Origin of the sequence: Agrobacterium sp. MA01, from assembly GCF_009650195.1 — a bacterium.
Classification (GTDB): domain Bacteria; phylum Pseudomonadota; class Alphaproteobacteria; order Rhizobiales; family Rhizobiaceae; genus Allorhizobium.
The window spans coordinates 536,395-549,151 of sequence record NZ_CP045854.1 but is presented as its reverse complement, the minus strand read 5'-3'; the positions used below and the strand labels follow the sequence as shown (position 1 = coordinate 549,151).

Sequence of the window (12,757 nt, the reverse complement as noted above, 5' to 3'; positions counted from 1 at the left end):
CTCACACTTCCCCACAATTTACCCAATGTCGCGCTGGTCGCGGCAAACGCGGAGTCATAACCGTGATCGAGACCCTGTTGTCTGCCTTGGGCTCACTCCTGGCAGTTGAACACCTTTTCTTCATGCTGATCGGCGTCTCGGTTGGCCTGATCATCGGGGTAATCCCTGGTCTGGGCGGCATCGCTGGGCTGTCCCTGCTTATTCCGTTTCTTTATGGAATGGACGAGATCAGTGCGCTTGCCATGCTTATCGGTCTTGTCGCCGTTATCCCCACCTCCGACACCTTTTCGTCGGTGCTGATGGGCATACCCGGCTCGTCGGCGAGCCAGGCGACAGTCCTTGATGGTTTTCCGCTTGCCCGCAACGGGCAAGCTGCGCGGGCACTCTCTGCCGCCTTCATATCCTCCATGTTCGGAGGGGTCTTCGGTGCGATTGTCCTGACAGGTTTTGTCGTTATTGCCCGACCGCTGATCCTGTCTTTCGGATCGGCCGAGCTTTTCATGTTGGCCTTATTCGGCCTCTCCATGGTCGCCGTTCTCGCGGGGAAGAGTCTCGCCAAGGGTCTTGCGGCCTGCTGTGTCGGCTTGATCATTGGCTCGATCGGCGGCGCACCTGCTACCGGCGAATTCCGGATGATCTTCGGATCCGACTATCTTTATGACGGAATTCCTCTGGTCATTGTCGGTCTTGGCTTCTTCGCAATCCCGGAAATCGCCGATCTGCTGCGCCGCAATGCTGCAATTGCACAGGGCAATGCACTTGGCGCAGGTTGGTTTCAGGGATTGCGGGACTGGTGGGCCAATGTCTGGCTTTCGATCCGCTGTTCGGGGTTTGGATGCATCATTGGCGCCATTCCTGGACTCGGCGGGTCCGTAGTGGACTGGATTGCCTATGGCCACGCCGTTCAGACAGTCAAAAAGGATCCTCAATTCGGCAAAGGCGATATCCGTGGCGTGATTGCGCCGGAAAGCGCCAACAATGCCATGCAGGGCGGCGCGCTCCTACCCACGATGCTGTTTGGCATCCCTGGCTCCGGTGCCATGGCCGTTTTCCTCGGCGGCATGGTGCTGCTCGGCATTGAGCCTGGTCCCTCCATGGTCGGCACGGACCTCAACATCACGTATTCCATCATCTGGTCGCTGGCCCTTGCCAACATCTTCGGCGCCGGGATCTGCCTTTTGCTTGCGTTGCCGATCTCGAAGCTGACGCAAATACCCTTCCAGAAGCTGGCCCCTTTCATGATCGTGCTGATCTGCTTTGCGGCATTTCAAGCCACGCGCTCTCTCGCCGACCTCGTTGCTTTGGTCGGGCTTGGCGTGCTCGGCGTATTGATGAAGCGTTTCGGTTGGCCAAGACCTGCTCTGCTGATCGGATATGTCCTCGCACCTCAGGCCGAAACCTATTTCTACCAGGCCCTCCAGTTCAACGGATGGGCTTTCCTTGGTCGCCCGGGCGTTATCGCGCTTGGTCTCATGACCCTTGCTTCTGTATGGTTCGGGCTTCGCAACCGTGTGGATGAGAGCGCGCCCACCGCCGGTTCGGACCAGCAGATCCACAAGCTGACGGACAAAGCCAGCCGTCTGCCGCAGCTAGCCTTTGGTGCAGGCATTACAGCAATCTTTTTGCTCGCCGCCGAGGACTCCCTGAACCATGGGTTCCTCGCCCAGGTCTTCCCTCTATCGGTAGCGCTGATCGGCCTAGTGATGAGTGCGATACTGCTGCCTCAACTCTGGTTTTCCAAGGCTGGCCATCACGCCCACTGCGACAACGAACTGACCGGCGACCATGTCGGCCAGGACGGCATGGGTAATCTGTGGGGCGGACTGGCCTGGATTACGGGACTTGTCGCCATGACAGCGCTGGTTGGCTTCTATCTCGCGCTGCTCGTCTTCTTTCCCATCTTTCTCAGGGTCAGGGCTCAAACCGGCTGGCTGGCAACAGTCATCATGACCGCAGCAGCCGCAGGCTTCGTCCTTCTGCTTGCCTGGGCGCTGTCCCTCAACTTCCCAAGTGGTGTGCTCCAGGACTTCGCAGACCTCCCCTGGCCGTTCCGTTGAGCTACCGCCGCCGGCTCGGGCGTGCTCGAGCCGGGCTGTTTCCCTGACTTTCATTTCATCGATGGAGACGAGCATGGCGCAGACTGCCATTCCCTTCCTGTTCATGCGCGGGGGAACATCCCGCGGCCCATACTTCCGCCGCGAAGATCTGCCGAGCGAGCTCGTCGACCTTGAGCGCGTGCTGGTGGCGGCGCTTGGCTCTGGCCATCCGCTCAACATCGACGGCATTGGCGGCGGCACGGCGGTCACGACCAAGGTGGCCATGCTGTCGAAATCGAAGGAACCGGGCTGTGATGTCGATTACTTCTTCGCCCAGGTGAGCGTCGCGGACCGGAAAGTCGATTTCAGGCCGACATGCGGCAATATCCTTTCCGGTGTCGGGCCGGCAGCCATCGAACTCGGCATCGTGCCGACAACCGAGGACGTAACGCGTGTACGCATCCATTCGGTCAATACCGGCGCAAAGGTGGAAGCTGTCGTGCAGACCCCAGGCGGCACCGTGTCTTACGAGGGGGATGCCTCCATTGATGGTGTGCCCGGAACAGCCGCTCCGATCTATCTCAACTTCATGGACGTGGTCGGGTCATCGACAGGCGCCTTGCTGCCAACTGGCAATCTGGTCGACGAGATCGACGGCATAGCCGTGACCTGCATGGACGTCGCCATGCCCATCGTCATCGCGCGCGCTGATGCCTTCGGACTTTCAGGCTACGAAACGGTGGAAGAGTTGGACGCAAATCGCGCATTCTATGAGCGGATGGAGCCGATCCGCCGCGAGGCGGGGCTGCGGATGGGCATGGGTGACGTCTCAAGCTCCGTCGTTCCGAAGTTCGCGTTGCTATCGCCCCCGCGAGACGGCGGAACGATTACCGCGCGTTACCTTATGCCACTCAACTGCCATCCCACCATGGCAGTCACGGGTGCGCAGTGCCTTGCGTCCTGCGTTCTCACGCCCGGCACAGTGGCCGAAGGACTTGCCACACTTCCTGACGGCATTCCTGCTCTGGTAAAAATTGAACATCCGAGCGGCTCCATCGACGTTACGGTCGACTACGAGGACAGTTCAGAAGGCTTCGTTCTGAAGTCCGCAGGCCTACTGAGAACAGCAAGATTGCTGGCAAGGGGAGAGGTGCTCGTCCCCAAATGAGTTTTTTGCAAAACGAGCTCTCGTGCCTGAGTACTGGCATCGTCGTAACGGGCCGTCGTTGGTACAGGTCCTGGCTCCCTATAAGTGCTGCGGATGTCAGAGGAACCAGATCTGCAAAAGCAAAATCAAGGCACACTGCATTCTTGCGAGCCCTACTCGGTAAGCGGAAATTATTGCCGCTCTCCCGCCATATTGACGTCGGCCCAAAGCCAGGGCACAAAGATGGCATCCACGGTCGCTCGCGGCAGGAAAACATAGGGAAATCAAAGGCTATTTTTCTAAGCCATTGAAATCATGTGAGAATCCAGGCTCTCCAGGCGGGCCATTTTAGGTCGCTTTTCCGCTCAAAATCAGCGACTGTTTCTCACAGAAAAAAGCGACGCCTTCTCAACAACTTGAGCAATCCTGGCTGCCGTGCTTCAGGCCATCCGTCGTGCTTGAGCGGGTCTCGCAAAACCGGCTGGGGACCCGCAAGCAATCTCTGTGTTGGGCACCGACATCGGACATTCCACAGATACCGAAAAACTTGTATCAGCCGATATTAGTGCTCACGTGGCCAGTCCGGATGTAGCCGATCGATCATGAAGGCATGACTGTGCCGGCGACCTTGGCGATGGTGTCCCTCGCGCAGATGTGGGTCATCATCTGCAAGGTCATCGTGACTGTGTTCCACCTCGGCTTCATCCGCCATCTCCCAAAGGGACACCGCGGTAACAAGACCCGCCGCGCCCATCGCCGCCATGATCAAGGCGGTCCCAGGAAGACCAACGACGACACCGAGCCACCCGGCAAGTGGATAGGTTATCAGCCAGCAGGCGTGAGACAGGGCGAAATGGGCCGCGAAGAGTGCTGGCCGGTCCTCCGGATGAGCTGATCGCCGCAGCAGACGGCCGGATGGTGTCTGAACAACGGAGTAGCCGATCCCAAGGAGAAACCAGAGCGCCAGCAGCAAAACGTAGGTCTCGATGAACGCGGTCGCGATCAGACCTGCACTGAGCAGTGCAGCGCCGTAGAGCATGACCAACCTGTCTGGCATTCGGTCGAGAAGCCTGGGCAGAACGAGTGCCGCGACCATCGATCCCGACCCGAATGCAGCGAGCGCGATCGCCGTGTCGGAGGCTGTCAGTTCGAACTTTGCCTGCACGAAGACGACGGTGTTGACGATCACCATGGCGCCTGCGGCAGACACCGTGAGGCAGAGTGCGAGCAGACCGCGAAGCCGTGGCGTCGCGAGATAGATCTTCAAGCCGCGTGTCGTGCGCTCGTAGATGCTCCGGCGCTCTTTCGCGGGATGATTGGGCAGCGTCACAGAAACGACGAGTGCCGCCGAGGCCAGAAATCCGAATACGGTTCCGGCAAAGAGCGAGTGGAAGGAGATGACCGTCAGCAGGGCAGCCGCCAGCATCGGGCTGACAAGGCTTTCCAGATCATAGGCGAGCCTGGAGAGAGAAAGCGCCTGAGTATAGTCCTTTTCTTCCGGCAGGACATCAGGAATGGTCGCCTGGAATGCCGGGGTGAAGGCGGCAGACGCAGACTGGAGAACGAAGATCAGGACATAGACCTGCCAGATCTCCGAAACGAAGGGCAGACAGAGCGCGACTGCGGCCCTGATGAGATCGAGCGTAACCAGCATGGCCCGGCGCGGCAGCACTTCAGCGAAGGCTCCGGCAATCGGCGCGACGGCGACATAGGCGATCATCTTGATCGCCAGCGCGGCACCCAGCACCGCTCCGGCACGGTCGCCTGCGAGATCGAAGGCAAGCAGACCCAGGGCGACGGTGGCAAGCCCCGTTCCGACGAGCGCGATGACCTGCGCGAGAAACAGATGCCGGTAGGTTCGATTGCGCAGAACATCCAGCATCTGTCGCCTCCTTCAGAGGTATTTGGTGATGGTCTTGAAGTCGTCGATCGTCTTTCGCTGGGAGAGATCCAGCGCGCCCACCGTTTCCTCCAGGCAATGGTCGAGATGATCCTGGATCAGCGTGCGCTTGGCGTTGCGGACGGCCTTCTCAACGGCATCCAGTTGTTGGGCGATGTCGAGGCAAGGCTTGCCCGCCTCAATCATGGCGGTGACACTCCTCAGATGGCCCTCGGCGCGCTTGAGGCGCTTGATGATGTCGGGATGCGTTTCGTGTCGATGTTCGCTCATGGAAAAATCCTATCCCCCCGGAGGGGATATTTCAATGCGCTTTCTTGTTTCCGCCATCAATCAGGGCTATCTCGTCGGCCATGAAGTTTCGCGGTGGACGACGATTCGGATCTCTGTTGATGACCATGCTGGCGATCCTCGCCACGCTGGTGTTTTCGTTCGTGCCCCAGAGTAGTCATCCGCTGATCGAACACGCCTCGGCTCAGTCCATGCTGGACCATTCCCATGGACATGATCATGGCGATCACTCTCACGACGATGATCAGGATTTTGGCGTCGGCACGGCTGATACTGACCATCATCATGCTGACCATACGCATGAAAAAGCCGGTCTCGTGTCCGGATCCCGGCCCAAGGTGCCGGATGGTCGGCACTCGGCCTTCATCCTGATCGATACGACGCGGGATGATGGTCGCCTTTATGGCATCGACCGCCCGCCACGCTTCGTGAACATCGTCTGATCCATGCCGCCCCAGGCGGTCGGTTCAACCGTTCACGGATATCCAACATGACAACACTGCTTCTCGGAGGCGTGTGGCACAGGGATTATACCCGCCACATCGTCGCCACCCTGCTGCTTGCCAGCCTCTCTTTGCTGCTCTTCGCCCATGGGGCGGCGGCCCATGCCGTTGCCGAAGGCGACAAGGGCTATATCCAGGAGATCTCGGGGGTCCACATCATCCCCTTCATCTATCTGGGCGCCAAGCACATGGTCACGGGCTATGACCATCTGCTCTTCCTCTTCGGTGTGATCTTCTTCCTCTACAGGCTGAAGCACATCGCCCTCTATGTCAGCCTGTTTGCCATCGGGCATTCCACCACGATGCTGCTCGGCGTCTACTTTGGCTGGAATGTCAGCGCCTATCTCATCGATGCGATCATTGGGCTTTCGGTCGTCTACAAGGCGCTCGACAATCTCGGCGCCTTCCAGCGCTGGCTCGGCTTCCAGCCGAACACCAAGGTGGCAACACTCGTCTTTGGCCTGTTCCACGGGCTTGGTCTGGCGACCAAGATCCTCGAATACGACATTGCCGAGGACGGGCTGATCCCCAACCTGCTCGCCTTCAATGTCGGCGTCGAGATCGGCCAGCTCATCGCGCTCGCCATCATCCTGATTGCCATGAGCTACTGGCGCAAGACCTCCGGCTTCCTGCGCCATGCCTATACCGCCAATGTCCTGATGATGACCGCCGGCTGGCTGCTGTTTGGCATGCAGATGACCGGCTATTTCGTTTCCTGAACCCCAGAGGAATAAACCATGTTCAATTCTCAAGCCCCCAATCCCGACGACCTGCCGACCTCGGCCCAGCTCGTCAAGTCGACTGTTATCTCCGTCATCGCCGCAGGTGTTCTGCTGGTCACCGTGGTCATGCCCTCGGAATATGCGATCGATCCGACAGGCCTCGGCTCCGCCATGGGCCTGACCGAGATGGGCGAGATCAAGTCGCAGCTTGCCGAGGAGGCGGAACTCGACCGCCAGAAGGATCAGAATGCTGGCGAAAGCCTGATTGCTCCACAAGCGGCACCGGCACCCCCGGAAGGCTCAAGCCTTCTTGACCGCATCATCCGCGAATTCGGCATCTCTGCGGCCTATGCGCAGGATGCCATGCGTCAGGACGAAGTGTCGATCACGCTGCAGCCCGGCGAAGGTGCTGAGGTCAAGCTCGTCATGCTCAAGGGCGCCAAGGCGAACTATGCCTGGACGGCGAATGGCTCGAAGGTGAACTTCGACACCCATGGCGACGGCGGCGGCGAAAGCATCAGCTACGAAAAGGGTCGCGGCGCGGCCGAGCATGCCGGCGTGCTGGAAGCCGCCTTCGATGGCAATCACGGCTGGTTCTGGCGCAACCGGACCGGCGATCCCGTGACGGTGACGCTGAAGACCGACGGCGCCTATAGCGACATCAAGCGGGTGATGTGAGATGTCAGATGCCGGCGGATCGCTCCGCCGGCATCCTCGTTTCGTTTGATGGCTAGGTTATCACATTTGATGTCCTGGCATGATCCCGGAGTAGGCCAATGCCATCCACACCGCCATCGCGATCATCATCAGGTTCTCGGTGAGTGAGATGAACCCGAGCGGTACGTTGCTCGATCCACCGACGCAGGCGCATTTCAGCTCACGCTTGTCGATGTAAACGGCCTTGAAGACCGAAGCTGCGCCAATGCCACCAATAAACAGAGCCACGGGAACGGACAGCCAGTTCGCGATGCCGGCGACCATCAGGACGCCCGCGAGTCCTTCGGCATAGGGATAGATATAGCTGTATGGCACCCACCGCTTCGCGAGCAGATCATAGTTCAGGAACATCGTCGCGAAGGTTTCGACATTTTGAAGCTTGAGCATGGCCAGAACGACCATCGAGAAGGCGATGAACCATTCGGCTGCCCTGATGGTGAAAGGCGTCCCGTGAACGGCGTAGCTTGCTGCCGTTGCCATCAGGGCAGTCAAGACAAACAGCACGACGACAGGCCGATAGGTCGTCGCCTTGGGATCTACAACCGGCTTTCCGAAGTGCCGCCGCAAATCGTCATAGCCTCCGATACGGCTTCCGCCGATAAAAACCTGGGGCGTTGTCTGGACGTCATGCTCCTGCTTGAACTCGTCCGTTTCCGCGCGCGTTTTCAGATGATGGTCTTCGACCTCGTAGCCTGATCGCTTGAGCAGGTCCTTGGCTTTCAGGCCGTACGGGCACGTATGCTCCGCAGTCACCATCCGGTAGAGCACGGCTTTCTTCGCTGTGGTCGAGGGTGTTACTCTGTCCAACATTTCACGTCTCCTTTGGCTTGTGAAACAGTTGGCAAGACCATAGGTTCCGTACCATGGTACGGAGTCAACACCCCATGGACATGACAATCGGAAAATTTGCATCAGCCGGCGGCGTCGGCGTGGAGACGGTCAGGTTCTACCAGCGCAAGGGTCTTCTGAAGACCCCTAAGCGTCTTGAGGGTGGCAGGCGCTATGGAACTGAGGATCTGAGGCGTCTGCAGTTCATCCGACAGGCCCAGACCGCTGGATTTACGCTGGAGGAGATAGGGGAACTGCTCGAACTCGATGCCGGAGATGACAGGGAGCGGGCACGCGAGGTAGCAAAGGCGCGGCTAATCGCGCTGGAAACGCGGATCGCCGAACTCAATCGGACCCGCGACGCGCTCCAGCGCCTGGTTGCAGAGTGCTCATCTGGGAAGAGCGGTCCGTGCCCGATCCTCCAGTCGTTTGGACTGTAGCCTGCAAAAGCAGCAGCTCCTGTCAGTCCGGCTTGAATGACTGATAAACATACATCTCACCGCCATCGCGCGGAATTGCGATGACGTCGTAGGGTTCCGGCGAACCGCCCATACCGAGCGAACCCAGTGGCATTCCTGCGACTGCGAGCCCGGCCAGGGATGGTCGTTCATCGAGCAGCCTTCTCACGGCATCGATCGGCACATGTCCCTCGAGGAAATAGCCTTGTACTTCCGCTGTGTGGCAGGCTCGAACGGACAGCGGAACCTTGAAGCGCTGTTTGACCTGATCCATGTCCGGTTCCTCAACAGCGCGAACCGAGAAGCCCGCCTTGGTAAAGGCATCGCCCCATGATGAGCAGCAGCCACAATTGGGATCCTTATGCAGGATGACCGATGGCGCTGCGGCGAAGCCAGTGGCGGGTGTCATAGCCACCGTGGCAGCCACAGCCAAAAATTGTCTGCGTCTCATTCTCTCTCCTGCGACCTTCGGTTAGCCCCCCAAAATGAAGGGAGATGTACGGCAGGGCTCCAGACAGTTGATGACCTGAACTTGGCACGGCGATGGCGTGACATCTTTGCCCCAAGTCAAGGATCCTACCACTCTCCCTCGCGCGCTTCCGAGATTAGAATTTCCCCTGCGCGGTGGTCCCGTCCGGGGTGATCACCTGGATCGCACCCTTGACACCCGGATTGACCGGAACGGGCGAATTCCCCGTGAGGCGGTTGCCATCAGCAGCAGACAGCGCAAACCGACGAACAGCGCCGTCGATCAAAAGGATTGCATTGCCTGTGTGTCCGGTTGCCGAGACAGGCTGGTCTGCAGCATCGAACAGATAGACCGTCACTTCAGTCGTTCCTGTCGCCACGAGTTCGACATGGTGGTTTGCGCCTGCGTCAACCTTCAGGCCGCCATTTGGGCCGGGGCGTGGCGCGTGTGCATAGGCTGGCAAAGCTGTCATGCAGAAGACGAGGGAAAGGGCGAGCAGACTGCGACGCATGGAATTCTCCTGGTAGGACTTAAAAGGCTTCAATGGTTTGTGTGGACGTTCCGGCGGGTTGCACCGCGTCCCTCACTTGAGTGCGAGCCTGCTCGACGAGGCGCTCCAGTGGCTTGCGGCCGTATTTCAGGAACAGCGTCGGCGTGAGAAGCGTGTCGAGTACGGTCGCTGTGACCAAGCCTCCAAAGATCGTGATCGCGACCGGGTGGAGGATTTCCTTGCCAGGTGCGGTCGCATCGATCATCAGCGGGATCAGGGCGACACCCGCGGACAGGGCCGTCATCAAGACCGGGGTCAGACGTTCCAGTGAGCCCCGCACGACCAGTTCCTTGCCGAACGGTAGATCTTCCTGGATCGCGAGGTTGATGTAGTGGCTGATCTTCAGGATGCCATTCCGTGTCGAGATGCCGGTCAGGGTGATAAAGCCAATCATCGAGGCAACAGAAAGCGGCTGGCCGGCAATCCAGAGCGCGGTGACCGAGCCGATCAACGCAAGCGGCACGCTCGCCATGATGATGGAGACGAAGAGCACCGAGCGATAACGCGAATAGAGGATTGCAAACACCATCGTCAGCGAGATGATCGAGAGGAGGCCGATGGTCCTCATAGATTCCTCCTGCGCCTGGAAGGTGCCTTCCAGGCTGACGAAGAAGCCGGGCGGAAGCGTCGAGGTCGCGATCACCTTGCGGATCTCGGCAATAACTGTTGCCATGTCGGCTTCGCCGTCCGTATTGGCGAGCACCACGACGCGACGCTTGCCGTTTTCGCGAAGGATCTGGTTTGGACCATCGGTCTCGCGGACTTCTGCGATCTGGCTGACTGGGATCCAGCCTGCAGGCGTCTCGATGAGGAGATCCGATAGCCCCTTGGTGCTGCGGGTCTCGTCCTCGAGACGCAGCACGACGTCGAACCGCTTGTTGCCGTCGACGATGCGGGACACGACCGTCCCGTTCGACAGGCGCTCAAGCTGCTCGGTGACGGCCGCCGGCTGGATGCCGTAAAGGGCAGCCCGGCGGTAATCGACGATCACTTCGAGATGCGGAATGCGAACCTGCTTTTCGACCTGCAGGTCGACGATCCCAGGGATCTCCGCCAGCTTGCCACGAAACTCCTCGGCAAAGCCGCGGATGCTGTCGAGATCCTCACCGAAGATCTTGAGTGCGATCTGCGCCCGCACGCCCGAGAGCATATGATCGAGGCGATGGGAGATGGGCTGGCCGACATTGGTCGCGACGGGCAGGACCGAAAGTCGCGAGCGGATATCGGCAATGATCTCGTCCTTGGACCGACCGTCTGCAGCGAGCGCCACTTCGATTTCGGACGAGTGGACGCCCTCTGCATGTTCGTCGAGTTCGGCGCGTCCCGTGCGACGGCCCACCTGCTCGACCTCGGGCACTTCCATGATCAACCGCTCCGCGATCAGGCCGACCCGATGGCTTTCGGCAAGCGAGATGCCGGGGTTGAAGAGCATGCTGATCGTCAGTGTCCCTTCATTGAAGGGCGGCAGAAACGATCGCGGCAGTTGGGTGGCAAACAGAACCGCTGCCACGACACCCGCGACCACGGTCGTCATCAAGATGTTCGGATGGCGGAAAGACCAGTCGAGCAGCCGACGGTTGGCGCGTTTGAGGACCCGCACGACCACGCCCTCATGCTCATCGAGACGCTTCAAGCCCGGCAGCATGTAATAGGCCATGACGGGGGTCAGCGTGATCGAGACCACGAGCGAAGCGAGGATGGAGATGATGTAGGCCTGGCCGAGCGGCGCGAAGAGCCGTCCCTCAATGCCTGACAGGGCAAACAAGGGCACGAAGACCAGAACAATGATCATCGTTGCGTAGACGATGCCCGAGCGGACTTCCTGGCTCGCGGAGACGACGACGTCGAAAACTGAACGAGGATTGCCCTTTTCCCGGTTTTCCCGCAGGCGCCGGAAGATGTTTTCCACGTCAACGACGGCATCGTCCACCAGTTCGCCGATGGCAATCGCCAGACCGCCAAGCGTCATGGTGTTGATCGACAACCCGAGCAGATGAAAGACGATAGCGGTGACCAGAATGGATACCGGAATAGCCGTCAGCGAGATCGCCGTCGTTCGGGTGTTCAGGAGGAAGACGAATAGGATGATGGCAACAACGACGATTGCCTCGGCGAGAACCTTCTGCACGTTTCCGATCGAAGTCTCGATGAAATTGGCCTGCCGGAACAGGACCTGATCGGCCTTGACGCCTGCAGGCAGCGTGGCCCCGATTTCGCTCAGTGCCGCTTCGACCTGACGCGTCAGTTTCACGGTATCGATGTCGGGCTGCTTTTCCACCGAAACGATGACGGCAGACTGCCCCTGGTAACCGGCATCTCCGCGCTTCAGGCGTGGTGCAAATCCGACTTCCGCGACCTGCCGCAGGAGAACCGGCTGGCCATCGACGCTGGCAACCACCACGCTCGCCAGATCCTCGATGTTTTGAGTACGACCGACATTGCGGATCAGGAACTCGCGGCTGTACTGGTCTGTGAAGCCGCCCCCGGTGTTGGAGCCGAACTGCGCGAGAGCCTGTTCAATCTGTTCGAAGGACACGCCGAGTGCCCGCATGGCGGCGGAGTTCGGAGATACGCGGTACTGGCGAACCTCGCCCCCGATCGGAATCACCTGGGCGACACCGGGAATGCTCAAGATTCGCGGGCGGACGGTGAAGTCAGCCAGTTCGCGCAACTCCATGGCCGAGACGTTGTCCGACCCGGTCACGGCTATCAGCATGACCTGGCCCATGATCGAATTGATCGGGCCCATCTGCGGCACGACATTCGCCGGCAGTTGCGGCCGCACAAGCGACAGCCTCTCGGCGATCTGCTGGCGGTTGCGATAGATATCCGTGTCCCAGTCGAACTCGACATAGATAATCGAGAGACCGACGCCCGATGTCGAGCGGACGCGGCTTACACCGGGAAGCCCGTTCATCTGGGATTCGAGCGGATAGGTGACGAGCTGTTCGACTTCTTCCGGTGCCAGACCCTCCGCCTCCGTCATGATCGTGACGGTCGGCCGATTGAGATCTGGGAAGACGTCGACGGGCAGACGGGTGACCGTGAACGCGCCGTAGATCATCAGCACGGCGGCAATCGCCAGGACGAACAGGCGGTTCCGCAGCGACTGGGTAACGAGAAAATTGAACATCGGAGC

The 12,757-nt window shown here is 59.7% G+C and carries 12 protein-coding genes; 6 read left to right on the top strand and 6 right to left on the bottom strand.

Annotation, left to right across the window (positions count from 1 at the left end; all coding sequences use genetic code 11):
• Positions 1-62: 62 nt before the first annotated feature.
• Complete coding sequence (locus tag GH983_RS02500) at positions 63-2,057, top strand: tripartite tricarboxylate transporter permease (protein WP_153761521.1); 1,995 nt, start codon at positions 63-65, stop codon at positions 2,055-2,057.
• Between the two features lie 73 nt (positions 2,058-2,130).
• Positions 2,131-3,204, top strand: a complete 1,074-nt coding sequence (locus GH983_RS02495) for a 4-oxalomesaconate tautomerase (protein ID WP_153761520.1) — start codon at positions 2,131-2,133, stop codon at positions 3,202-3,204.
• A 541-nt stretch (positions 3,205-3,745) separates the two neighbouring features.
• On the opposite strand, the gene GH983_RS02490 is transcribed toward GH983_RS02495, so the two are convergent.
• Entirely contained in the window at positions 3,746-5,065 is a 1,320-nt protein-coding gene (locus GH983_RS02490) for an MFS transporter (RefSeq protein ID WP_153761519.1), read from the bottom strand.
• Positions 5,066-5,077: 12 nt separating this feature from the next.
• Positions 5,078-5,353, bottom strand: coding sequence for a metal-sensing transcriptional repressor (locus tag GH983_RS02485; protein ID WP_054148722.1), 276 nt, complete (start codon positions 5,351-5,353; stop codon positions 5,078-5,080).
• Positions 5,354-5,472: 119 nt separating this feature from the next.
• Here GH983_RS02485 and GH983_RS02480 point away from each other — a divergent pair, with 119 nt between their 5' ends.
• From GH983_RS02480 to GH983_RS02470, 3 genes are read left to right on the top strand one after another with little or no spacing between them, the layout of a single operon-like run.
• Positions 5,473-5,814 (top strand): hypothetical protein, encoded by a 342-nt coding sequence (locus GH983_RS02480; RefSeq protein WP_153761518.1) that lies wholly within the window; start codon positions 5,473-5,475, stop codon positions 5,812-5,814.
• A 47-nt stretch (positions 5,815-5,861) separates the two neighbouring features.
• Positions 5,862-6,593 carry a HupE/UreJ family protein gene (locus tag GH983_RS02475; RefSeq protein WP_153761517.1) on the top strand — a complete coding sequence of 244 codons (732 nt, stop codon included), beginning with the start codon at positions 5,862-5,864 and terminating at the stop codon, positions 6,591-6,593.
• Between the two features lie 18 nt (positions 6,594-6,611).
• Positions 6,612-7,274, top strand: coding sequence for a transmembrane anchor protein (locus GH983_RS02470; RefSeq protein WP_153761516.1), 663 nt, complete (start codon positions 6,612-6,614; stop codon positions 7,272-7,274).
• 60 nt (positions 7,275-7,334) lie between these two features.
• On the opposite strand, the gene GH983_RS02465 is transcribed toward GH983_RS02470, so the two are convergent.
• Entirely contained in the window at positions 7,335-8,123 is a 789-nt protein-coding gene (locus tag GH983_RS02465; protein WP_153761515.1) for a glutaredoxin family protein, read from the bottom strand.
• 53 nt (positions 8,124-8,176) lie between these two features.
• Here GH983_RS02465 and GH983_RS02460 point away from each other — a divergent pair, with 53 nt between their 5' ends.
• Positions 8,177-8,581: a MerR family transcriptional regulator gene (locus GH983_RS02460; protein WP_153761514.1), complete on the top strand. Its 405-nt coding sequence runs from the start codon at positions 8,177-8,179 to the stop codon at positions 8,579-8,581.
• Between the two features lie 22 nt (positions 8,582-8,603).
• On the opposite strand, the gene GH983_RS02455 is transcribed toward GH983_RS02460, so the two are convergent.
• The 3 genes from GH983_RS02455 to GH983_RS02445 all read right to left on the bottom strand — a co-directional run bounded on the left by GH983_RS02455 (position 8,604) and on the right by GH983_RS02445 (position 12,751).
• Positions 8,604-9,050, bottom strand: coding sequence for a DUF411 domain-containing protein (locus tag GH983_RS02455; protein ID WP_153761513.1), 447 nt, complete (start codon positions 9,048-9,050; stop codon positions 8,604-8,606).
• 154 nt (positions 9,051-9,204) lie between these two features.
• Positions 9,205-9,579, bottom strand: coding sequence for a hypothetical protein (locus tag GH983_RS02450; RefSeq protein WP_153761512.1), 375 nt, complete (start codon positions 9,577-9,579; stop codon positions 9,205-9,207).
• A gap of 19 nt (positions 9,580-9,598) precedes the next feature.
• Complete coding sequence (locus tag GH983_RS02445; RefSeq protein ID WP_153761511.1) at positions 9,599-12,751, bottom strand: efflux RND transporter permease subunit; 3,153 nt, start codon at positions 12,749-12,751, stop codon at positions 9,599-9,601.
• Between the last annotated feature and the right edge of the window lie 6 nt (positions 12,752-12,757).

What these genes read in the sequence shown, in the direction of transcription:
- GH983_RS02495 (WP_153761520.1), top strand. Translation starts at nt 2,131, where the DNA reads ATGGCGCAGACTGCCATTCCCTTCCTGTTCATGCGCGGGGGAACATCC.
- GH983_RS02490 (WP_153761519.1), bottom strand. Translation starts at nt 5,065, where the DNA reads ATGCTGGATGTTCTGCGCAATCGAACCTACCGGCATCTGTTTCTCGCG.
- GH983_RS02485 (WP_054148722.1), bottom strand. Translation starts at nt 5,353, where the DNA reads ATGAGCGAACATCGACACGAAACGCATCCCGACATCATCAAGCGCCTC.
- GH983_RS02480 (WP_153761518.1), top strand. Translation starts at nt 5,473, where the DNA reads ATGACCATGCTGGCGATCCTCGCCACGCTGGTGTTTTCGTTCGTGCCC.
- GH983_RS02475 (WP_153761517.1), top strand. Translation starts at nt 5,862, where the DNA reads ATGACAACACTGCTTCTCGGAGGCGTGTGGCACAGGGATTATACCCGC.
- GH983_RS02470 (WP_153761516.1), top strand. Translation starts at nt 6,612, where the DNA reads ATGTTCAATTCTCAAGCCCCCAATCCCGACGACCTGCCGACCTCGGCC.
- GH983_RS02465 (WP_153761515.1), bottom strand. Translation starts at nt 8,123, where the DNA reads ATGTTGGACAGAGTAACACCCTCGACCACAGCGAAGAAAGCCGTGCTC.
- GH983_RS02460 (WP_153761514.1), top strand. Translation starts at nt 8,177, where the DNA reads ATGGTACGGAGTCAACACCCCATGGACATGACAATCGGAAAATTTGCA.
- GH983_RS02455 (WP_153761513.1), bottom strand. Translation starts at nt 9,050, where the DNA reads ATGAGACGCAGACAATTTTTGGCTGTGGCTGCCACGGTGGCTATGACA.
- GH983_RS02450 (WP_153761512.1), bottom strand. Translation starts at nt 9,579, where the DNA reads ATGCGTCGCAGTCTGCTCGCCCTTTCCCTCGTCTTCTGCATGACAGCT.
- GH983_RS02445 (WP_153761511.1), bottom strand. Translation starts at nt 12,751, where the DNA reads ATGTTCAATTTTCTCGTTACCCAGTCGCTGCGGAACCGCCTGTTCGTC.